This window comes from Pseudomonas sp. MWU12-2037 (assembly GCF_023242345.1).
In the GTDB taxonomy this organism is placed as follows: Bacteria; Pseudomonadota; Gammaproteobacteria; order Pseudomonadales; family Pseudomonadaceae; genus Aquipseudomonas; species Aquipseudomonas gingeri_D.
The window spans coordinates 146,064-168,215 of sequence record NZ_JALLIZ010000003.1; the positions used below are offsets into that span (position 1 = coordinate 146,064).

General features: G+C 63.8%; 19 protein-coding genes and 1 pseudogene. 17 read left to right on the plus strand and 3 right to left on the minus strand.

All coding sequences use genetic code 11. The features are described 5' to 3' along the window. Window positions 1–113: 113 nt before the first annotated feature. The 4 genes from M5B42_RS06495 (at window position 114) to selO (ending at window position 8,711) form a co-directional block, all read left to right on the plus strand. Window positions 114–1,916, plus strand: a complete 1,803-nt coding sequence (locus M5B42_RS06495; protein WP_248745326.1) for an acyl-CoA dehydrogenase — start codon at window positions 114–116, stop codon at window positions 1,914–1,916. A 102-nt stretch (window positions 1,917–2,018) separates the two neighbouring features. Then, on the plus strand, window positions 2,019–3,761 hold the full coding sequence (locus M5B42_RS06500; RefSeq protein ID WP_103498018.1) for a potassium/proton antiporter: 1,743 nt from the start codon (window positions 2,019–2,021) through the stop codon (window positions 3,759–3,761). Between the two features lie 36 nt (window positions 3,762–3,797). Beyond that, window positions 3,798–7,148: a mechanosensitive channel MscK gene (gene mscK / locus M5B42_RS06505; RefSeq protein WP_248745327.1), complete on the plus strand. Its 3,351-nt coding sequence runs from the start codon at window positions 3,798–3,800 to the stop codon at window positions 7,146–7,148. A 99-nt stretch (window positions 7,149–7,247) separates the two neighbouring features. After that, window positions 7,248–8,711 (plus strand): protein adenylyltransferase SelO, encoded by a 1,464-nt coding sequence (gene selO / locus M5B42_RS06510; RefSeq protein ID WP_248745328.1) that lies wholly within the window; start codon window positions 7,248–7,250, stop codon window positions 8,709–8,711. A gap of 6 nt (window positions 8,712–8,717) precedes the next feature. Here selO and M5B42_RS06515 read toward each other — a convergent pair whose 3' ends face one another. Both M5B42_RS06515 and M5B42_RS06520 read right to left on the minus strand, forming a co-directional pair. Next, window positions 8,718–9,119, minus strand: a complete 402-nt coding sequence (locus M5B42_RS06515; RefSeq protein ID WP_103498015.1) for a transcriptional regulator — start codon at window positions 9,117–9,119, stop codon at window positions 8,718–8,720. Then, window positions 9,119–9,412 carry a type II toxin-antitoxin system HigB family toxin gene (locus M5B42_RS06520; protein ID WP_248745329.1) on the minus strand — a complete coding sequence of 98 codons (294 nt, stop codon included), beginning with the start codon at window positions 9,410–9,412 and terminating at the stop codon, window positions 9,119–9,121. The genes M5B42_RS06515 and M5B42_RS06520 overlap by 1 nt, the downstream gene beginning before the upstream one ends. A 225-nt stretch (window positions 9,413–9,637) precedes the next feature. Between M5B42_RS06520 and trxC the strand changes: the two genes are divergently transcribed. Next, on the plus strand, window positions 9,638–10,072 hold the full coding sequence (gene trxC / locus M5B42_RS06525) for a thioredoxin TrxC (RefSeq protein ID WP_248745330.1): 435 nt from the start codon (window positions 9,638–9,640) through the stop codon (window positions 10,070–10,072). Window positions 10,073–10,110: 38 nt separating this feature from the next. On the opposite strand, the gene M5B42_RS06530 is transcribed toward trxC, so the two are convergent. After that, the gene (locus tag M5B42_RS06530; RefSeq protein WP_248745331.1) at window positions 10,111–10,884 is read right to left on the minus strand and encodes a ParA family protein; all 774 of its coding nucleotides are present in this window, start codon (window positions 10,882–10,884) and stop codon (window positions 10,111–10,113) included. 362 nt (window positions 10,885–11,246) lie between these two features. Between M5B42_RS06530 and M5B42_RS06535 the strand changes: the two genes are divergently transcribed. The 12 genes and pseudogenes from M5B42_RS06535 to M5B42_RS06590 form a co-directional block, all read left to right on the plus strand. Further along, window positions 11,247–11,966 (plus strand): beta-ketoacyl synthase chain length factor, encoded by a 720-nt coding sequence (locus M5B42_RS06535; RefSeq protein ID WP_103498011.1) that lies wholly within the window; start codon window positions 11,247–11,249, stop codon window positions 11,964–11,966. Next, complete coding sequence (locus M5B42_RS06540; protein ID WP_248745332.1) at window positions 11,942–12,760, plus strand: lysophospholipid acyltransferase family protein; 819 nt, start codon at window positions 11,942–11,944, stop codon at window positions 12,758–12,760. The genes M5B42_RS06535 and M5B42_RS06540 overlap by 25 nt, the downstream gene beginning before the upstream one ends. Further along, complete coding sequence (locus M5B42_RS06545) at window positions 12,729–13,001, plus strand: phosphopantetheine-binding protein (RefSeq protein WP_100940448.1); 273 nt, start codon at window positions 12,729–12,731, stop codon at window positions 12,999–13,001. Before M5B42_RS06540 ends, M5B42_RS06545 begins: the two co-directional genes overlap by 32 nt. Window positions 13,002–13,010: 9 nt before the next feature. Beyond that, window positions 13,011–13,265 (plus strand): acyl carrier protein, encoded by a 255-nt coding sequence (locus M5B42_RS06550; protein ID WP_100940447.1) that lies wholly within the window; start codon window positions 13,011–13,013, stop codon window positions 13,263–13,265. Further along, a complete protein-coding gene (locus M5B42_RS06555) occupies window positions 13,262–13,807 on the plus strand; it encodes a hypothetical protein (RefSeq protein ID WP_103498009.1) in 546 nt (181 codons plus the stop codon). The genes M5B42_RS06550 and M5B42_RS06555 overlap by 4 nt, the downstream gene beginning before the upstream one ends. Then, a complete protein-coding gene (locus M5B42_RS06560; RefSeq protein WP_248745333.1) occupies window positions 13,804–15,474 on the plus strand; it encodes an AMP-binding protein in 1,671 nt (556 codons plus the stop codon). The genes M5B42_RS06555 and M5B42_RS06560 overlap by 4 nt, the downstream gene beginning before the upstream one ends. After that, window positions 15,467–16,201: a glycosyltransferase family 2 protein gene (locus M5B42_RS06565; RefSeq protein WP_248745334.1), complete on the plus strand. Its 735-nt coding sequence runs from the start codon at window positions 15,467–15,469 to the stop codon at window positions 16,199–16,201. The genes M5B42_RS06560 and M5B42_RS06565 overlap by 8 nt, the downstream gene beginning before the upstream one ends. Continuing rightward, complete coding sequence (locus M5B42_RS06570; RefSeq protein ID WP_248745335.1) at window positions 16,198–17,136, plus strand: glycosyl transferase; 939 nt, start codon at window positions 16,198–16,200, stop codon at window positions 17,134–17,136. Before M5B42_RS06565 ends, M5B42_RS06570 begins: the two co-directional genes overlap by 4 nt. Next, window positions 17,117–18,661 carry an aromatic amino acid ammonia-lyase gene (locus M5B42_RS06575; protein ID WP_248745336.1) on the plus strand — a complete coding sequence of 515 codons (1,545 nt, stop codon included), beginning with the start codon at window positions 17,117–17,119 and terminating at the stop codon, window positions 18,659–18,661. The genes M5B42_RS06570 and M5B42_RS06575 overlap by 20 nt, the downstream gene beginning before the upstream one ends. Next, a complete protein-coding gene (locus M5B42_RS06580; protein WP_103498004.1) occupies window positions 18,654–19,079 on the plus strand; it encodes an acyl-CoA thioesterase in 426 nt (141 codons plus the stop codon). The genes M5B42_RS06575 and M5B42_RS06580 overlap by 8 nt, the downstream gene beginning before the upstream one ends. Beyond that, window positions 19,076–19,783: an outer membrane lipoprotein carrier protein LolA gene (locus M5B42_RS06585; protein WP_103498003.1), complete on the plus strand. Its 708-nt coding sequence runs from the start codon at window positions 19,076–19,078 to the stop codon at window positions 19,781–19,783. Before M5B42_RS06580 ends, M5B42_RS06585 begins: the two co-directional genes overlap by 4 nt. Next, a pseudogene (locus M5B42_RS06590) lies at window positions 19,767–22,061 on the plus strand (MMPL family transporter); the annotation flags it as partial. The gene M5B42_RS06585 and the pseudogene M5B42_RS06590, both read left to right, overlap by 17 nt. Between the last annotated feature and the right edge of the window lie 91 nt (window positions 22,062–22,152).

Sequence of the window (22,152 nt, forward strand, 5' to 3'; positions counted from 1 at the left end):
GCCCAGACAACACACCTCCCTGAATTCTGCCCCTCCATCACCCACATCAATCTTGCTAGGCACCGCTTATTCAGCCGCCTAGACTCGGCGCACTCCCCCACAGGTAGGCCGCCATGTCCGAGATGCTGCTCAGTTCCCGCAATCTGGCTTTCGAGCTGTACGAAGTCCTCGATGCCGAGGGCCTGACCCAGCGCGAGCGATTCGCCGAACACTCCCGGGAAACCTTCGACGCCGCCATCGGCACCGCCCGCACCATCGCCGAGAAATTCTTCGCTCCGCACAACCGCAAGAACGACGAAAACGAACCGCGCTACGAAAACGGCGAAGCCATCCTGATCCCCGAAGTGAAACCCGCTGTCGACGCCTTCCTCGAAGCCGGCTTTCTCAACGCAGCGCGCAGTTTCGAAGATGGCGGCATGCAACTGCCGACCCTGCTGTCCCAGGCCTGTTTCGCCCACTTCCAGTCGGCCAACGCCGCCTCGACCTCCTACCCGTTCCTGACCATGGGCGCGGCGAACCTGATCGAGAGCTTCGGCAGCGACGAGCAAAAGCGCCGCTTCCTGCAACCGATGATCGACGGCCGCTTCTTTGGCACCATGGCCCTGACCGAGCCCCACGCTGGCTCTTCGCTGTCGGATATCCGCACTCGCGCCGAACCGGCCGCCGACGGCAGCTACCGGCTCAAGGGCAACAAGATCTTTATTTCCGGCGGCGACCACCCGCTATCGGAAAATATCGTGCACATGGTTCTGGCAAAACTGCCGGACGCCCCGCCCGGAGTGAAGGGCATCTCGCTGTTTATCGTGCCCAAGTTCCTGGTCAACGACGACGGCAGCCTCGGCCCGCGCAACGATGTGCTGCTGGCCGGGCTGTTCCACAAGATGGGCTGGCGCGGCACCACCTCCACGGCGCTGAACTTCGGCGATAACGGCAACTGTGTCGGCTATCTGGTGGGCAAGCCGCACCAGGGCCTGAGCTGCATGTTCCAGATGATGAACGAAGCGCGGATCGGCGTCGGCATGGGCGCGGTGATGCTCGGCTATGCCGGTTACCTGTATTCCCTGGAGTACGCCCGGGAACGCCCCCAGGGCCGCCTGCCCGACAGCAAGGACCCGAGCACCGCGCCGGTTTCGATCGTCCAGCACGCCGACGTCAAGCGCATGTTGCTGACCCAGAAGGCCTATGTCGAAGGCGCCTTCGATCTCGGCCTGTACGCCGCGCGGCTGTTCGATGACACCACCACACTGACCTCCGAGATAGAGCGCCGCCAGGCCCATGAACTGCTCGACCTGCTGACTCCCATCGTCAAATCCTGGCCCTCGGAGTTCTGCCTCAAGGCCAATGAACTGGCGATCCAGATTCTCGGCGGCCACGGCTACACCCGCGAATACCCGGTGGAACAGTACTACCGCGACAACCGGCTGAACCCGATTCACGAAGGCACCCACGGCATCCAGTCCCTCGACCTGCTGGGGCGCAAGCTGGCGCAGAACGGCGGGGCCGGCTTGAAGCAGCTGATCCGACTGATCGCCGACACCGCCAAGCGCGCCGCCGCCTATTCCTCCCTGGATACCCTGCGCCAGCCGCTGGAGGATCTGGTCGCACGCCTGCAAAGCGTGACCCTCGGCCTGCTGACCGACCTGGCCCAGGGCAAGGTCAACAACAGCCTCGCCAACTCGGCGCTGTACCTCAAGGCGTTCGGCCACACGGTGATTGGCTGGCGCTGGCTGGAACAGGCGGTGCGCGCCGAGGAAGGCCTGGCCAGGGGCAATCCGGCGGACCTGCCGTTCTACAAAGGCAAGCTGCAAGCCGCGCGCTACTTCCTCACCTGGGAAGTGCCTGGCTGCCATCATGAGCTGGCCATTCTCGAAGCGCGGGACGATACCTGCCTGTCGATGCAGGACGCCTGGTTCTAAAGCTTTTGACAGCGGTACATTTCAACAGGTTAGAATCGCTGGCACGCAGACTGCATGGTCAGTCTGCGCCCAGCCTTTGCAAGCTTTCCTGGAGTACTGCCTTTGAATGCGACGACCATCAACAGCCTGTTCTTGATCGGCGCGTTGCTGGTAGGCGCAAGTATCCTGGTGAGCTCGCTGTCCTCGCGCCTCGGCATCCCGATCCTGGTGATCATCCTCGCCGTGGGCATGACCGCCGGCGTCGACGGCGGCGGCATCATCTTCGACAACTACCCCACCGCCTACCTGGTGGGTAACCTCGCCCTCGCCGTGATCCTGCTCGACGGAGGCCTGCGCACGCGGGTCGCGAGTTTCCGCGTGGCGTTGTGGCCGGCGTTGTCGCTGGCCACCGTCGGGGTGCTGATCACCACCGGGCTGACCGGCATGGCCGCCGCCTGGCTGTTCAACCTGAATATCATCCAGGGCCTGCTGATCGGCGCCATCGTCGGTTCCACGGACGCCGCCGCGGTGTTCTCGCTGCTGGGCGGCAAGGGCCTGAACGAACGGGTCACCGCCAGCCTGGAAATCGAGTCGGGCAGTAACGACCCGATGGCGGTGTTCCTTACCGTGACCCTGATCGACATGCTCGCCAGCGGCCAGACCGGCCTGCACTGGAGCCTGCTCGGCCACCTGATTCGCGAATTCGGCATCGGCGGCATCATCGGCCTCGGTGGTGGCTGGCTGATGCTGCAACTGGTCAACCGCATCAACCTGGCCAACGGCCTCTACCCGATCCTGGTGATCAGCGGCGGCCTGGTGGTCTTCGCCCTGACCAACGCCCTGCACGGCAGCGGCTTCCTCGCCGTGTACCTGTGCGGCCTGGTGATCGGCAACCGCCCGGTGCGCAGTCGCCACGGCATTCTGCATATGCTCGACGGCATGGCCTGGCTGGCGCAGATCGGCATGTTCCTGGTGCTGGGCCTGCTGGTCACGCCCCATGACCTGTTGCCGATCGCCCTGCCGGCCCTCGGCCTGGCCCTGTGGATGATCCTGTTCGCCCGGCCGCTGTCGGTGCTGGTCGGCCTGCTGCCGTTCAAGGCCTTCCATGGCCGGGAAAAGGCGTTTATTTCCTGGGTCGGCCTGCGCGGCGCGGTCCCGATCATTCTTGCGGTGTTCCCGCTGATGGCCGGCCTGCCCCACGCACAGCTCTACTTCAACCTGGCGTTCTTTATCGTGCTGGTGTCGCTGCTGGTGCAAGGCACCAGCCTGCCGTGGGTAGCCAAGCTGCTGAAGGTCACGGTGCCGCCAGAACCGGCGCCGATCTCCCGGGCCGCCCTGGAAGTGCATGTCACCAGCGAGTGGGAGCTGTTCGTCTATCGCCTGGGCGCTGAAAAATGGTGCATCGGCGCCGCCCTGCGCGAGTTGAAAATGCCCGAGGGTACGCGTATCGCCGCACTGTTCCGTGGCCAGCAACTGCTCCATCCGTCGGGTAGTACCACCCTGGAAGTCGATGACCTGCTCTGCGTGATCGGCCATGAACACAACCTCCCTGCCCTCGGCAAGCTGTTCAGCCAGGCGCCGCAGCGCGGCCTCGACCTGCGCTTCTTCGGCGACTTCGTGCTCGAAGGCGACGCCCAGCTGGGCGCGGTCTCGGCCCTCTATGGCCTGAAACTCGAAGGCGTCGACCCGAATACCCCCCTGGGCAGCTTCATCGCCCACAAGGTCGGCGGCGCGCCCATCGTCGGCGACCAGGTGGAGTGGAACAACACCCTGTGGACTGTCGCGGTCATGGACGGGAACAAGATCGGCAAAGTCGGCGTCAGATTCCCCGAAGGAAGTCGCCCGGGTCCGGGTCTCTTCCTCTAAACTGCCCACTTTCTTCACGCTGCTCGACCGGTACTTATGTCTTCCTTGCGCACTTTTCTTGCCATGGCCCTGCTGGGCCTGAGTCTTTCCGTCGGCGCGTTGCAAGCAGCCGAACCGCCCACCAGTGCATCGGTCCAGCAAAGCCTGGACAGGATCGCCGACCGCAAGCTCGCCGACGCCGATCAAAAGGCCCTGCAAGCGGTGCTGCAGCAGACGCTGACCTGGCTGTCGAATCAGGACGACTATGAAAAGCGCCTGGCCGCGACCAAGCAGCAAGTCGCCGACGCGCCGCGCCAGACCGTCGAAAACCAGCGTGAACTGGCGCGCCTGAAAGTCACCAAGGTGATCCCGGTGGCCCAGCGTTATGCCAACCAGTCGGTGTCGCAGCTGGAACAGCTGCTGACCGAGCGCACCACCCAACAGGGCGATCTGCAAAAAGCCCTGGCCGATGCCAACAGCCTGATCATCACCGCCCAGACCCGCCCCGAGCGCGCGCAGTCGGAAATCAGCACCAGCCAGACACGCATCCAGCAGATCAACAACACCCTCAAGCAGGGCAAGGACAACGGCAAGACCCTCAACAGCGACCAGCGCAACCAGCTGACCGCCGAGCTGGGCTCGATCAACGCGCTGATCCTGTTGCGCCGCCAGGAACTGGCCGGCAACAGCCAATTGCAGGACCTGGGCAACAGCCAGCACGACCTGCTGATGGAAAAAACCGCGCGCCTGGAGCAGGAAATCCAGGACATGCAGTCGCTGATCAACCAGAAGCGCCTGGCCCAGTCCCAGCAGACCGTCACCCAGCAATCCATCGAAGCGCAAAAGGCCGGCGACAGCAGCGTACTGGCCACCGAAAGCGCCACCAACCTCAAGCTCTCCGACTACCTGCTCAAAAGCACCGACCGTCTCAACGAACTGACCCAGCAGAACCTGCAGACCAAACAGCAGCTCGACAGCGTGACCCAGAGCGACCAGGCCCTGGACGAACAGATCAGCGTGCTCAAGGGCAGCCTGTTGCTGTCGAAGATTCTCTACAAGCAGAAACAGGCCCTGCCGCGGCTGCAAGTGGACAAGAACCTGGCCGATGAAATCGCCGATATCCGCCTCTATCAGTTCGAGGTCAACCAGCAGCGCGAACTGATCAGCAGCCCGGCCACCTATGTCGACAACCTGCTGGCGACCCAGCCGCCGGACCAGGTCAATGCGCAACTGCGCAAGACCCTGCTGGACCTGGCGGTGACCCGTAGCGACTTGCTCGAGCGCCTGAACCGCGAACTGAGCGCCCTGCTCAACGAATCCATCACCCTGCAACTGAACCAGAAACAACTGCTCAGCACCGCCCAGAGCCTGCGCGCGACCCTGGACGAGCAGATGTTCTGGATCCCGAGCAACAAGCCCCTGGACCTGGACTGGATAGAAAGCGTGCCGGCACGCCTGCAAAAGCAGGTCACCACCCTGCCCTGGGCCTCCAGTTTCAGTGAGCTGACCGACGGCCTGGCCCAGCATCCACTGCTGTTCCTGCCCTTGCTGCTGCTGATCGGTGCCCTGCTGTGGCGGCGCAAGTCGCTGTATGCGCGCCTGAGCAAGGTGCACAAGGATATCGGCCACTTCAAACGCGACAGCCAGTGGCACACACCGCTGGCGATCCTGGTCAACGTCGCCCTGGCGATGCCGGTCGCCCTCGGGCTGGCCCTGTGCGGCTATGCCCTGCAGATCGACGCCCGCGGCCAGAACGCCAGCCTCGGCGCCGCGCTGCTGCAAATCGCCCTGGCCTGGCTGGTGTTCTACACCGCCTACCGGATTCTGGCGCCGGGTGGCGTGGCCGAACTGCATTTCCGTTGGGAAAAACCCCAGGTCGAATTTCTCCAGGGCTGGGTGCGCCGACTCGGTTTCGTGGTCCTGGCCCTGGTGGCCATCGTCTCCGTCGCCGAGCTGCAACCGGCCTCGCTGGCCGGTGACGTGCTGGGGATCGCCGTGGTCCTGACCTGTTACGGCCTGATGGCCTGGCTGCTCAGTCGCCTGCTGCTGGGCACTCCAAACCGCGGCAGTGCCTCGCTGTTCCGCAAACTGGTCGGCGTGATCTTCACCGCCATGCCCATCGCGCTGTTTATCGCCGTGTGCTTCGGCTACTACTACACCGCCCTGAAACTCAGCGACCGACTGATCGAGACCCTGTACCTGCTGATGCTCTGGCTGGTGATTGAAGCGACCTTCGCTCGCGGCCTCGGGGTTGCGGCCCGGCGCCTGGCCTACCAGCGCGCCCTGAGCAAACGCCAGGCGGCCAAGGAGGCCGGCGATGGCGAACCGCTGATCGAAGAGCCGACCCTGGACATCGAACAGGTCAACGAACAATCCATGCGCCTGATCCGCCTGGCCCTGCTCGGCGGTTTCGTGGCGGCGCTGTACTGGGTCTGGGCGGACCTGATCAGCGTGTTCTCCTACCTGGACAACATCACCCTCTACGAATACACCAGCGGCACCGGCGCGACCATGAGCATGGTGCCCATCAGCATCGGCAACGTCATCGGGGCCCTGGCGATCATCGGTATCACCTTCGCCCTGGCGCGCAACCTGCCGGGCCTGCTGGAAGTGCTGGTGCTGTCCAAGCTCGAACTGGCCCAAGGCAGCGCCTATGCCACCACCACCCTGCTGTCCTACGTGATCGCCGGCATCGGCTTTGTCTCCACCCTCTCGACCCTTGGCGTGAGCTGGGACAAGTTGCAGTGGCTGGTGGCGGCGCTGTCGGTAGGCCTGGGTTTCGGCATGCAGGAAATCTTCGCCAACTTCATCTCCGGCATCATGATCCTGTTCGAACGTCCGGTGCGGATCGGCGACACCATCACCATCGGCACCCTGTCGGGCACGGTCAGCAAGATCCGTATCCGCGCCACCACCATCACCGACTTCGACCGCAAGGACATCATTGTCCCGAACAAGACTTTTATCACCGGACAACTGATCAACTGGTCGCTGACCGACACCGTCACCCGCGTGACCCTCAAGCTCGGCGTCGACTACGGTTCGGACCTGGACCGGGTCAAGGAGCTGCTGCTCAAGGCAGCCCGCGATAACCCCCGAGTGTTGAAGGAACCCGAGCCCCACGTGTACTTCCTGAACTTCGGCGAAAGTACCCTGGACCACGAACTGCGCATGCACGTGCGCGACCTGGGTGACCGCAACCCGGTGGTCGACGAGGTCAATCGCTTTATCAACCGCGAGTTCAAGAAAGAGCACATCAACATCTCGTTCCGGCAGATGGAGGTCTACCTCAAGAACCTGCAGGGCCAGGAATACAAGCTGGTGCCGGTGGAAGGCGAAGCGCCTGGGCCCGTGTCAAAGACGCCGGCCGAGCCGGAGCAGTTGCCACCGCCGGACAAGCTTGACTGAAACTCGACCAGCGCGGCGTTCATGCCGTTTGCATGAGGCCGCTGGCGTCTGCCGGCTAATCCCAGCAGAATACTCGGACATTCTGCTGGAGCCGGCCGTTTGAAAGCCCTCGACGAACTGACCTTCGATAACCGCTTCGCCCGCCTGGGCGATGCGTTTTCCACCCATATCCTGCCCGAGCCTCTCGACAATCCGCGTCTGGTGGCGGTGAGTCCGGCGGCCATGGCCCTGCTCGACCTGGACCCGGCCATTGCCGAGGAACCGGTGTTCGCCGAGCTGTTCGGCGGGCACAAGCTCTGGGCCGAAGCCGAGCCGCGGGCCATGGTCTATTCGGGGCATCAGTTCGGCTCCTACAACCCGCGCCTGGGTGACGGTCGCGGATTGTTGCTGGGCGAGGTCTATAACAACGCGGGCGAGCATTGGGACCTGCATCTCAAGGGCGCCGGGCAAACACCGTATTCGCGCATGGGCGACGGCCGCGCGGTATTGCGCTCGTCGATCCGCGAGTTCCTCGCTTCCGAGGCCCTGCATGCCCTGGGTATTCCCAGCAGCCGCGCGCTGTGCGTGATCGGCTCCGACACGCCAGTGTGGCGCGAGAAACAGGAACGCGGCGCCATGGTCCTGCGCATGGCGCCCAGCCATGTGCGCTTCGGTCATTTCGAATACTTCTACTACACCAAGCAGCCGGAGCAGCAGAAGCAGCTCGGCGAGCACGTGCTGGCCATGCATTTCCCCGAGTGCCTGGAACAGCCGGAGCCGTACCTGGCGATGTTCCGCGAGATCGTCGAGCGTAATGCCGAGCTGATCGCCAAGTGGCAGGCCTACGGTTTCTGCCACGGCGTGATGAACACCGACAATATGTCGATCCTGGGTATCACCTTCGATTTCGGTCCGTTCGCCTTTCTCGATGATTTCGATGCGCACTTCATCTGCAACCACTCCGATGACCAGGGCCGCTACTCGTTCAGCAACCAGGTGCCCATCGGCCAGTGGAACCTCAGTGCACTGGCCCAGGCCCTGACGCCCTTCATCAGTGTCGAGGCGTTGCGCGAGGCGTTGGGCTTGTTCCTGCCGCTGTACCAGGCCCACTACCTGGACCTGATGCGCCGCCGCCTCGGCCTGACCAGCGCCGAAGACGACGACCTGAAGCTGGTGGAAAACCTGCTGCAACTGATGCAGGCCGGCGGGGTCGACTACACCTTGTTCTTCCGCCGCCTGGGGGATGAGTCTGCCGCCCTGGCCACGGCGAGGCTGCGGGATGACTTTATCGATCTCAAGGGTTTCGACGCCTGGGCCGACCGCTACAAGGCCCGGGTCGCCCGCGAGCCGGACCAGGATGAATCCCGGCGCAAGGCTCGGATGCACGCGGCCAACCCGCTGTATATCCTGCGCAACTACCTGGCGCAGAAGGCCATCGATGCGGCGGAAAATGGTGACTACTCAGAGGTACGGCAACTTCACGAAGTACTGAGCAAGCCGTTCGAGGAACAAGCGGGCATGGAGCGCTACGCCGAGCGGCCACCGGAGTGGGGCAAGCATCTGGAGATCAGTTGTTCGTCGTGAGCCGGCTCAGATAAAGGTCTGCTCCCGCACCCCAAAACGCTCAGCCAACCAGCGGATCTGGCGCAGGTTGAGCTGACGCTTGCCGCTGAGTATCTCGGAAACCACCGATTGCGGCCCGACCCCGGGCAGGTCGCTCTGGTTCAAGCCATGTTCACGCATCATCTCCCGCAGTACATCGGCCCCACTGGCCACCGGCATCGGCCAGTGCTCCTTGTCATAGGCCTCTATGTAATCACTGATGATGTTCACCAGACTCATGAGCGGGTTCGATTCGTCTTCGCCAATGACGCCCAGCAACTCGTCGAGAATGCCCACCAGGGCATCGTAATCGGCCTCGTTTTTTGGTTTGCGCAGCAGTGGCTCCACGAACGGCCAGTGCTCGGAAGCCTGCTTGATGACAGCATTCATCAACACGTCTCCTTCCATTTACCCTTGTCATATTCGCGATGATCCAGCACATGCTTGATATATAGCTGCTGGGCACCGTAGTGCACACCCGCAATCAAGCGCAGCTTGTTCCCGCCAATATCAAACACATGCAAGCGACCCACCTTGTCTGTCGCTGGGAACATCGCCTTGAGCGCCGAAAAGCTTTCAGGACTGCTCCCCTTGATCCTTCGGCACCAGGCATCCAACGCACTGGCAGTGTCGGGCCATCTTGCCTTGGCTTCCCGAATCCGCTTCTCGGTAATCACACGCATGCAATATCCTTATCGCATCTTGCTATGAAGATTATCCGTCAAACCAGGTTATCGCAATTTGCGATTGTCAAAATCTGACCGACGGCTCATTCCCTGAGGCTAGATCCTGAAGGTAAAACGCGCCGTTTGAATATGTGAGGACATGCAACACACCCTTGGCCCCCTTGATAAAGCGCGCCCCAGACTCCAGTTCAAGTTCATTGGCCACTACCCGGGAACCCTTCCATGTCCGCCCCCCTCTTGATCCCCTGCCCCCATTGCAACGGCCTCAACCGCATCCCCGCCGAACGCCTGGGCGACCAGCCGAAATGCGGGCGCTGCAAAGCCGCGGTCTTGCTGGACAAACCGTTCGAATTGAAACAGGGCGACTACGTCAGCCAGATCAAGGGCGACCTGCCGTTGCTGGTGGACGTGTGGGCGGACTGGTGCGGGCCGTGCAAATCCTTTGCGCCGGTGTTCGAACAGGCTGCGGCGCAACTGGCCGGCAAATGCCGCCTGGCCAAGCTCGACAGCGAGGCCAACCCGCAACTCTCGGCACAATTGGGGATTCGTTCGATTCCCAGCCTGATCCTGTTCAGAAATGGCCAGGAAGTAGCGCGCCAGAGCGGCGCCTTTCCCCTGCCGCAGTTGATGGCCTGGCTGCGCAGCCAAGGTATCTGAGGCTCGCGCAGCCGGCAGGCGCAAAACGCAAAGGGGCGTTAAGCGTTTTTCTCCAGCAGCGCGTGCAACTCGACGAACTGCTGGGTCAGCTTGTGCCGCGGATCGAAGTGAATCAGCGGCCGGTTCGCCTCATGGGACTCGCGCATCTTCACCGAACTGGCGAGGTACACCGGCAACACCGGCAAGCCCTCGGCGATCAGGCTGTCGAGCATCTGCTGCGGCAGGCTCGCCCGGGCCTGGAACTGGTTGACCACGATCCCTTCCACTTGCAGATCTTCGTTGTGGTCTTCCTTCAACTCTTCGATCTCGGCCAGCAGGCCATACAGCGCCTGACGGGAGAAGCTGTCGCAATCGAAGGGAATCAACACGCGATCGGCGGCAATCAGCGCAGACACCGCATAAAAGTTCAGCGCCGGCGGCGTATCCAGGTAAATGCGGTCGTAATCTTCCGACAACTCGTCCAGCAGTTTGCGCAGCTTGTTGATCTTGTGTTTCGCCTCAAGCTTGGGCTGCAGATCCGCCAGCTCGGCCGTGGCGGTGATCACATGCAGGTTGTCGAAAGGCGTCTCATAGATATCCACCTGGTTTTTCTTCGAGAACGGCCCGGACGAGAGGATCTGCTTGAAGAAGTCCGCGATACCCATGGGAATATCCTCGCCGGTGAGCCCAGTGAGGTATTGCGTGGAGTTGGCCTGGGCATCGAGGTCCACCAACAGGGTCCGATAGCCCTCGCTGGCGCTGACCGCCGCCAAGTTGCAAGCAATACTCGACTTGCCGACCCCGCCTTTCTGATTGAACACCACACGCCGCATGACAAGACCTCCGTGTATCAATGAATCACCGAGTGTAGAGGGCTTGACCGCTGCCGCGCCACCTTGGCAGGACGAGGACTACCTCTCACACCGCAATAACTTCACCAATCCAGGGTATTTTCCCTTTAAGCCGGGAAAGTTCTGACATACGTATCCGAAAAAATACGAATAATAGCCAGTTGCTAGCTCTCCCTTCGCATAACTGCAAATTTAATCGTGCAAAATGTGACCAAAAATTTGCTACAGGCCTTGTGCACCGGGATAATGCGCGCCACTTGGCCATCGCGCCACGCCAGGGTTGGTAGGGGTTCAGGGATCAACCATAGCGTTCAAGGAAGCCCGCAGGGGCGGGAAGACATTCAGTGATCAATTTCAACATCGCCCAATGGCGCGCCTGGGCCCCGGGCCTGGAAAGTGTGGACGACTGGCAGGCCTGGAGCCGCCAGCCCTGCGTGCCCGCGCCCAGCGATGCGGCTCCGGATGTGTCTTTCCTGCCGGCCATGCAGCGCCGCCGCCTCGGCCGTATGGCGCGCATGGCGTTCAGCGTCGGCTGGCCGCTGGCCGAAGGGCACGCGCAATTGCCCCTGGTGTTCATCTCCCGACACGGCGAAACCCCGCGCACCTTCGAGATCCTCAGCGACCTGGCGGCCGATCAGCCATTGTCGCCGACCCAGTTCAGCCTGTCGGTGCACAACGCGGTGATTGGCCTTTGGTCGATCCTGCGTGGCTCGACCTGCGAAATGACCGCCCTGGCCGCCAACGGCGATGGCCTGGAGCACGGCATGCTCGAGGCCGCCGCGCTGCTCGATGAAGGCGCCCCGGCGGTCCTGCTGGTGATCACCGAAGAACAACCGCCCGAAGCCTACCGCCGCTGGATCGACGACGTGCCGTTTCCCTACGCCCTCGGTCTGCTGCTGACCCCGGGCGACGAGTGGCAACTGTCCCTCGCGAGCGCCACGGACGAACAACCGCCGACCGAGTGGCCCCATGCCCTCGATCTGTTGCGTACCCTGCTCGGCCAACACGCCTCCTGCCAACACCAATGGAAGTCCCGGGTATGGAATTGGCAACGCCGACCATGACCAAACCTTGCGACGCCTATTACTGGCGTCTGCTGGCCACCGCCTTGAGCTTCGCCCTGTTCGGGCTGGGCGGCCTGTGCCTGCGACTGGTGATATTCCCCTTGCTCGGCTGTCTGCCGGGCGATGCCGAACGTCAGCGCCTGCGCGCGCGACAAACGGTCAGCCGGCTGTTCTGGCTGTTCATCCGCTTCATGGCCCGCACCGGCGTACTGACCTATGAAGTCGAAGGTGCGGAAAAACTCGGTCGCCCCGGCCAGATGATCATCGCCAACCACCCATCGCTGATCGATGTGGTGTTCCTGATCGGCCTGGTGCGCCATGCCAACTGCGTGGTCAAGCAGAGCCTCTGGCAAAACCCCTTCACCCGCGGGCCGGTAAGCTCCACCGAATACATCAGCAACGACGGCAGCCTGGACATGCTCGAAGCCGCCGCCAGCGCCCTGCGAGACGGCCAGACCCTGATCGTTTTTCCCGAAGGCACCCGAACCACACCGGGCACGGCACCCGCCTTTCATCGCGGCGCCGCCGCGATTGCCCTGCGGGGTGCGAGAATCATCACCCCGGTCGTGATCAAGGTCAGCCCCACCACCCTGACCAAGGCCGAACCCTGGTATCGCATTCCGCAACGCCGGGTGCACTTCAGTTTCAGTGTCGGCGCCGATATAGACCCACAAGGCTTTGCCGCGCAGGGCCCCGCGCCCCAGGCCTCGCGCAAACTCAACGATTATCTGCACCATTACTTCATTAAGGAGCTCGCCTCAGATGAGCGATCCAACCCCCGCCCTGCACCTTGAGATCAAAGAGCTGATCATCGAGGCCCTGGGCCTGGAAGACATCAGCGCGCAAGACATCGGCAACGAGCAAACCCTGTTCGGCGAAGGCCTGGGCCTGGATTCGGTGGATGCCCTCGAACTCGGCCTGGCGATCCAGAAGCGCTACGGCATCAAGATCGATGCGGACGCCAAGGACACCCGCGACCATTTCTCCAGCGTGGCCAGCCTTGCGGCTTTCGTCACGGCAAAACAGGCAGCGTGAGGCCGTACCATGCAAACCCGTGACGACATCTTCAACACCCTGCGCGATGCCCTGGTCGAACTCTTCGAACTCGAACCCGAACGCGTCACCCTGGACAGCAACCTGTACCAGGACCTGGAAATCGACAGCATCGATGCCGTGGACCTGATCGACCATATCAAGCGTCAGACCGGCAAGAAAATCGCCGCCGAGGAGTTCAAGTCGGTGCGCACCGTCAACGATGTGGTCGAGGCGGTCTTTCGCCTGGTGCAACCGGCCGCATGAAACGCCTGATCGGCCTGGGCCTGCTCCTGGCGGGCCTGCTGTACCCCTTTGCGGTGTATTTCGGCATGGAGCACTTTGCCCCCTGGCAGTTCGGGCTGTTGCTCGGCGGCCTGTGGCTGGCCCGGGTCCTGACCGATGAGCGGCGCCCCGGCAGCCTGTGGATGGCGCTCAGTGCCATCGCCTTCTGCGGCTTGCTGGCGTTGCTGAACAGCCCGCTGCTGCTGCGCTGGTACCCGGTGCTGATCAGCGCCTTCATGCTCGGGCTGTTCGGCCTGAGCCTGAAATTCGGCCCACCGATAGTCGAGCGGCTGGCCCGTCTGCGGGAGCCGCAGTTGCCGGATGTGGCCATTAACTATACGAGGCAGGTGACCCGCGTCTGGAGCCTGTTCTTTCTCTGTAACGGCCTGATCGCCGCCGCCCTGACCCTCTGGGCGCCGCTGAACTGGTGGATGTTGTACACCGGCCTGATTTCCTATGGGCTGATGGGTTTGCTGTTCGCCATTGAGTGGCTGGTACGACAACGGGTAAGAGGCCGCGCATGAACTGGATAAACCTTGAGCAGTTGTTGCTCAAGTCGCATGGACCGCGAGCGGTCACCCTGGGTCCGTCGCTGGATCATGCCGGGCTGTCACTGCGGGCGTTAAGCCTGGCGGCCGGCTTGCAGGCGCGTGACGTCAAGCATATCGCCGTGCACCTGGAAGATGCCGGGGAACTGGCCATCGCCCTGCTCGGTGCCTGGCGCGCAGGCGTTCAGGTGCTGTTGCCCGCCGACCTGCAAGAGCAGACCCGCCAACGCTGGGCGGCGGATGTCGACCTGTGGCTGACGGATAGCCACACCCTCGAAGCGCTCTGCGGCGAACCCTTGAGCCCGGCCGTGCTCGATCTTGATGATTGCCACCTGAGCCTGTGCACCTCCGGCTCCAGTGGCGAACCCAAGCGCATCGACAAAAGCCTGCGCCAATTGGCCAATGAAGTGCAGGCCCTGGAACAGCTGTGGGGCGCCGACCTCGAGCAGGCCTGCATTATCGGCAGTGTCGCTACTCAACATATCTATGGCCTGCTGTTCCGTGTGCTCTGGCCGCTGTGTGCCGGACGGACCTTTGTGCGCAAGCAATTGGCCTTCCCGGAAGACCTGCAACGCGCCAGCCGTGAACACCCGCAATTCGCCTGGGTGGCGAGCCCGGCCCTGCTCAAGCGCATGGGCGACAACCTCGACTGGCCGGCCCTGAGCCAGGTGCGCCGGGTGTTTTCTTCCGGCGGTGCACTTCCGCCCGAGGCCGCGTCCAGTCTGCAACAACGCTTGCGACAATGGCCGACGGAAATTCTCGGCAGCTCGGAAACCGGCGGTATCGCCTGGCGCCAGGGCGATCCGCTGTGGCGCCCTTTTGCCGACGTACAGCTGAGCCAGGACCCGGACGGTGCCTTGCAGGTGGCTTCGCCTTACCTGCCGGCCGGTCATATCGAGCAAACGGCGGACGCCGTACGCTTCGAAGCCGATGGCCGTTTTGAACTGCTGGGCCGATTGGACCGCATCGTCAAACTGGAAGAGAAACGCATCTCCCTGCCGATGCTGGAACAGGCCCTGGTGGAGCACGACTGGGTCGCCGAAGCGCGCCTGGGCGTGGTGCAGGAAAACCGCGCCTACCTCGGCGCGCTGCTGGTGCTCTCCGAACAGGGGCTGCATATCCTGCGTAACCAGGGTCGGCGTACGCTGACCGAGGCCCTGCGCAAACATCTGCTCGGCCATTGCGAAACCCTGGCGCTGCCGCGCCGCTGGCGGCTACTGCGGCAGCTGCCGCTGAACCCCCAGGGCAAATTGCCCCAAGCCGAAGTCCAGGCCCTGTTGCAGGCGCCGCGCCCCAAAGGTCCGGAAGTGCTTTCGCAACACGAAACAGATGGCGAATGGCTGTTGCAGTTGGCCGTGCCGCCGGACCTGGCCTACTTCAGCGGACACTTCCCGGTCACCCCGGTGCTGCCCGGCGTGGTGCAAGTGGATTGGGCGCTGGAGCTGGGTCGCGAACGACTCGAACTGCCGGAAAAATTCGCCGGCATGGAAGTGCTGAAGTTCCAGCAACTGGTGCGACCGGGCGACCAGCTCGAACTGAGCCTGCGCTTCGACCGTGAGCGCAGCAAACTGCACTTCGCCTTTCGCAATACCAAGGCCGCCTGCTCCAGCGGCCGCATCGTGCTGGAGACGGCCCATGCATAAGCCCTGCGCCGTTATCCCGGTCTACAACCATGAGGCCGCCGTGCCCGCTGTTCTCGAAGCGGTGCTCGCCGCCGGCCTGCCCTGCGTGCTGGTGGACGATGCCAGCAGCCCGACCTGCGCGGCGGTACTGGAACAACTCGCCGAACGCGAACACGTTTCCCTGGTGAAACTACCCGTCAACCAAGGGAAGGGCGGCGCGGTCATGAGCGGAATGCGCGAGGCCGCCCGGCTGGGCTTCAGCCATGTCCTGCAGGTGGACGCCGACGGCCAGCACGACCTGCAGGACATCGCGGTCTTTCTCGACGCCTCGCGCCAGCACCCCGAAGCGCTGATCTGCGGCTACCCGCAATACGATGAGAGCGTGCCCAAGGGCCGGCTCTATGCCCGTTACCTGACCCATGTCTGGGTCTGGATCAACAGCCTGTCGTTGCAGATCCGCGACTCCATGTGCGGCTTCCGGGTCTACCCGCTGCCACCGGTGCTGGCGCTGATCAATTCGGTGAAGGTGGGCAAACGCATGGACTTCGACTCGGACATTCTCGTGCGCCTGTCCTGGCGCAACCAGCCCATGCGCTGGTTGCCGACCAAGGTCCACTACCCCCTGGACGGCCTATCGCACTTTCGGATGTTCCACGACAACGCGCTGATTTCCAGCATGCACACCCGGCTGTTCTTCGGCATGCTGGTGCGCCTGCCGAGCATCCTCTGGCGACGGTGGCGGGCATGAGCAACGCACAAAAACATTGGGCCGACCGCCAGGAGCGCGGCAGCTTCTGGTTGATGAAACTCACCGCCTTCGGCGTCAAGGTCCTCGGCCGCCGGATGCTCAGCCCGGTGCTGCACGGTATCGTCCTGTACTTTTTCCTGTTCGGCCGCAGCGCCCGGCAGAGTGCCTGGCACTACCAGCAGCGCCTGGCCGACTGGAGCGCTCAAAGCGCCCTGCGGCCGACCCGCATGAATGTCTTTCGGCAGTTCATGGCCTTTGCCGACTCGTTGCTGGACAAACTCGACGTGTGGAACGGCAAGCTGCGCCTTGAGCAGCTCGAGATCGTCGACCCGGCCCGGCTGCGCGATCAACTGCGCGGCGAGCGCGGGCAGATGCTGGTGGGTGCGCACCTGGGCAATCTGGAAGTCTGCCGCGCCCTCGCCGAACTGGGGGAAAAGGTCACCATGAACGTGCTGGTGCACACCAAGCACGCCGAGCGCTTCAACCGCTTGCTGGGCGAAGCCGGGGCGACCAACCTGCGGCTGATCCAGGTCAGCGAACTGAACCCGGCGGTGATGCTGCAACTGAGCCAGCGCCTGGATCGCGGCGAGTGGCTGGCGATTGCCGGCGACCGTGTGCCACTCCATCGCGGACGCCATGTACGAGTGGATTTCCTCGGCCAACCCGCTGCGTTCCCGCAAGGTCCATGGCTCCTGGCCGGCCTGCTGAAATGCCCGGTCAACCTGCTGTTCTGCGTGAAACTCCAGGGCCGCTACCGCATCACCCTCGAACCCTTCACCGAAGCGGTGCAGTGGAAACGCAACGACCGCGAACAGGTGATCGCCCAGTGGGCCGCCCGTTACGCCGAGCGCCTGGGCCATTACTGCCTGCAGGCACCGTACCAGTGGTTCAACTTCTACCCTTTCTGGAAATCCGATGACAACGCATCCGCTTGAGCCGGTCACCTTCGGCGAACTCCCGCTGCGCATCGAAGACGTGCTGGCCCTGGCCAACCGTCAGGTGCCGACGCAACTGCAAGGCGACCCGGTGTTCCGCCAGCGCATCGCCAAGGGTGCGCAGTTCCTTGACTCGCTGCTGGACAAGGAAGGCGTGATCTACGGCGTCACCACCGGCTACGGCGATTCCTGCGTGGTGGCGGTGCCGTTGCAACATGTCGAAGCGTTGCCGCGGCACCTCTACACCTTCCACGGTTGCGGCCTCGGCGAGCTGCTCGATCCCCAGGCGACCCGCGCGGTGCTGGCGGCGCGTTTGCAGTCGCTGTGCCACGGCGTGTCCGGCGTGCGTGTGGAGCTGCTGGAACGTCTGCAGGCGTTCCTCGACCTGGATATCCTGCCACTGATTCCCGAAGAAGGCTCGGTCGGTGCCAGTGGCGACCTGACGCCGCTGTCCTATGTTGCCGCGACCCTCTCCGGCGAACGCGAAGTGCTGTTCCGCGGCGAACGCCGCCAGGCCAGCGACGTGCACCGTGAACTCGGCTGGGATCCGCTGGTGCTGCGGCCCAAGGAAGCCCTGGCGTTGATGAACGGCACCGCCGTCATGACCGGCCTGGCCTGCCTGGCCTTTGCCCGCGCCGACTACCTGCTGCAACTGGCAACCCGCATCACCGCCCTCAACGTAGTGGCGCTGCAAGGCAACCCGGAACACTTCGACGAGCGCCTGTTCGCCGCCAAACCGCACCCGGGGCAGATGCAAGTCGCCGCCTGGTTGCGCAAGGACCTCGCCATTGATGCGCCGACCGCGCCGCTGCACCGTTTGCAGGATCGCTACTCGCTGCGCTGCGCCCCCCATGTGCTCGGAGTGCTGGCCGACAGCCTGGGCTGGCTGCGTTCGTTTATCGAGACAGAACTGAACAGCGCCAACGACAACCCGATCATCGACGCCGAAGAAGAGCGCGTGCTCCACGGCGGGCACTTCTACGGCGGGCATATCGCCTTTGCCATGGACAGCCTCAAGACCCTGGTGGCCAACGTCGCCGACCTGCTCGATCGCCAGCTCGCCCTGCTGGTGGACGTGCGCTACAACCACGGTCTGCCGAGCAACCTGTCCGGTTCCAGCGCCGAGCGCGCGATGCTCAACCATGGTTTCAAGGCCGTGCAGATCGGCGCCAGTGCCTGGACCGCCGAGGCCTTGAAAAACACCATGCCGGCCAGCGTGTTCTCGCGCTCCACCGAATGCCACAACCAGGACAAGGTGAGCATGGGCACCATTGCCGCCCGCGATGCGATCCGCGTGCTGGAACTGACTGAACAGGTCGCTGCCGCCACCTTGCTCGCCGCCAACCAGGGCGTCTGGCTGCGCAGCCAGGCCAGCGATGCGCGGCCGCTGCCGCCGGCCCTGGCGGCGATGCACGAAGCCCTGGCAAAGGACTTCCCCCCGGTCATCGAAGACCGCGCCCTGGAAGCCGAACTGCGCCTGTGCCTGAAACGCATCGCCGAGCAACACTGGAGGCTGCATGCGTAGCCGCGGCGTACTGCATGTCGATACCGAGATCCTGGTGCCGTTTTTCGACGTCGACACCATGCACGTGGTCTGGCACGGCCATTACGTGAAGTACCTGGAAGTCGCCCGCTGCGCGCTGCTGGACCATATCGGCCACAACTACACGCACATGCTCGAATCCGGCTATGCGTGGCCGGTGATCGACCTGCAACTGCGTTATGTACGCGGCGCGGTGTTCGGCCAGAAGATCAATGTGCGGGCCAACCTGGTGGAGTGGGAGAACCGCTTGAAGGTCAACTACCTGATCACCGACCTTGCCAGCGGCGAACGCCTGACCCGCGCCAGCACCGTGCAGGTGGCGGTGGATATCCAGAGCCGGGAAATGCAGCTGGCCTCGCCCAAGGTCTTTGTCGCCGCTGTCGAAAAGGTGCTCGCATGAACATTCAGGTACGCCACAAAACCTGTAGGAGCCGGCTTGCCGGCGATGGCGTCCGCAAGATCACCGCAAGGCTCAAGGGCCTCATCGCCGGCAAGCCGGCTCCTACAAGGTTCGCGTGCCTGCTGAGCCTTTTGTTCGGCCTGGTTTTGTCCGCCCACGCCTCGGCCTTCGACCTGCAACAGCTGAGCGAGCAACTGGCCAAGCCCTCGGTGATCCACGGCAGCTTTATCCAGGAAAAACACCTGCGCGCCCTGCCGCAACCGCTGACCAGCAAGGGCACCTTCGTCCTCGCCAAGGACCACGGCCTGCTCTGGCTGCTCAAGACCCCACTGCAACAGGACTACCGCATCAGCGCCAAGGGCATCGCCCGACGCGACCCGAGCGGCTGGCAGATGGTCCCGAACAAAAGCGCCGGGGCCGAACAGAACCGCCTGTTCATCGCCGTGCTGCAAGGCGACAGCAGTGGACTGCAACGGGATTTCGAACTGCAACTGCAAGGCGACGCCCAGCACTGGCAACTGACCCTGGTGCCGCGCTCGGTGCTGCTCAAGCAGATCTTCACCCGGATCAATATCGACGGCGGCGAACTGGTGCAACGCATCGAACTGCTGGAAACCCAGGGCGACAGTACGGTCCTGCGCATGCAGGACAGCAGCGCCACCCTGCCCCTGAGCGATGCGGAGCAGCATGACTTTGCCGAGTGAACGCCTGCTCCCGCGCCTGTTCCTGATCCTGCTGCTGGCAGTGCTGGCGCTCGCCGGCTGGCAATGGCGCCATGGCGCGCCGGTGTCGGCCGACCTGATGGAACTGGTGCCGGGCTCGGCGCCCAACGCCCTGGAGCTCAAGGCCGAACAGCGCATGCAGGAACCCTTGAACCGGGAAATGCTGGTGCTGGTGGGCCAGGCCGATCGCCAGAAAGCCATTGCCCTGGCGCAACAGCTGGGCGAGCGCTGGCAGGCCAGCGGACTGTTCGAAACCGTGCAGTGGAGCTTGCAGGCCGACCTGCCGGCCTTGCGCCAACAACTGCTGGCCAGCCGCCTGGCGATGCTGACCCGCGCTGACCGACAGCAACTGATCGACCACCCGGCGGCGTTTATCCAGCAACGGGTCCAGTCGCTGTTCGATCCCTTTGCCGGCATCAGCCTGGTGCCGAGCCAGGACGACTGGCTCGGCCTGACCGGGCGCATCCAGGACAGCCGACCGAAACCCGGCGCAGTGCAATTCGATATCGGCAGCGGCACGTTGATCGCCGAGGCCGACGGCAAAAGCTGGGTGTTGCTGCGGGCCCGGACACGGGGTAATGCTTTTGACATGAAGCTGCCGATACAGGTCGCCGAACTGCTCAAGCACAGCCGCGAGGAAGCCGCCCAGGCCGACGCCCAACTGCTCGCCGCCAGCGGCCTGCTGTATGCCGCCGCCGGCCAGCAACAGGCCACCCGGGAAATCACCTGGGTCGGCGGTGGCGCCACCTTCGGCATTCTCCTGCTGCTGTTGCTGGCCTTCCGCCGTTGGCGGGTATTGCTGGCCTTCGTCCCGGTACTGGTGGGCATGCTGTTCGGCACGGTGGCCTGCGTGATGCTGTTCGGTCATCTGCACGTGATGACCCTGGTGCTGGGGGCCAGCCTGATCGGCGTAGCCGTGGACTACCCGCTGCATTACCTGTCCAAGAGCTGGAGCCTGAAACCCTGGCACAGCTGGCCGGCCCTGCGCATTACCCTGCCCGGCCTGAGCCTGAGCCTGGCCACCAGTTGCATCGGTTACCTGGCCCTGGCCTGGACGCCGTTTCCGGCCCTGACCCAGATCGCCGTGTTCTCCGCCGCCGGCTTGCTCGGCGCCTACCTGACCGCCGTGTGCCTGCTGCCGGCGCTGCTCAAGGGCACCGACCTGCGTCCGGCGCAATGGCCGTTGCGGGTCTGCGAAGTCTTGCTGAAGGTGCGTGAAGCATTGCTGCGCAAGGTCGGCAGCCGGTTGTTGCTGGCGCTGCTGGTGCTGTTCTGCGCCGGTGGCCTGTGGCACCTGACCAGCAAGAACGATATCCGCCAATGGGTCGGTGCGCCGCCGCAATTGCAGGCCGAGGCCCAGGCCGTCGCAAGGATCACCGGCTACCAGCCCACCAGCCAGTTCTTCCTGGTTCGCGGCGCCGATCAACAGCAGTTGCTGGAGCGCCAGGCCGCACTCGGCGAACGTCTCGATCAACTGGTGAGCCAAGGCAAGCTCCAGGGCTATCAGTCACTGGACCAGGTGGTCAGCCTGCCCCGGGAACAGCAGCAGTTGCAGGACTCGCTCAAGCAACTGCCGGGGTTCTGGCAACCCTTGCTCGACCTCGGCGTACCGGCCGCTGCCTTGCAAAGCGAACTGGCACAGCTGCAAGCCCTGCCGATCCAGGATATCGACAGCGCCCTCAAAGGCCCGCTGTCCGAACCCTGGCGCCTGCTCTGGCTGGGCCAGCAAACCGACGGCGTGGCCGGTATGGTCAGCCTGCGCGGCCTGAACAACGCCGACCTGCTGCGGGCGCAAACCGACGGCCTGCCGGGGGTAAAGCTGGTGGACCGGCTGGGCGAGCTGAACAAGGTCTTCGCTGCCACCCAGGTCAGCGCCGCCGAACTGAAACTGGCGTCCTGCGTACTGATCGTGCTGTTGCTGATCCTGCCGTTCGGCGTCGGCGGTGCTCTGCGGATCGTCGCCCTGCCGCTGCTGGCGGCCCTGTGCAGCCTGGCCAGCCTCGGTTGGCTCGGCCAGCCGCTGACGCTGTTCAGCCTGTTCGGCCTGCTGCTGGTGACCGCCATCAGCGTCGACTACGCCATCCTGATGCGCGAGCAGATCGGCGGTGCCGCCGTCAGCCTGCTGGGCACCTTGCTGGCCGCCCTGACCACCTGGCTGTCGTTCGGCCTGCTGGCGATTTCCAGCACCCCGGCGGTGAGCAACTTCGGCCTGGCGGTGAGCCTGGGGCTGGCCTTCAGCTTCCTGCTCGCGCCCTGGGCCGCACGCCCAACTGACAAGACCGCGACACCGCAAGCTGATCACTCGGTCACGACTGTCGACCCGAGCCCTATCCCTTCGAAACCTTCGAACC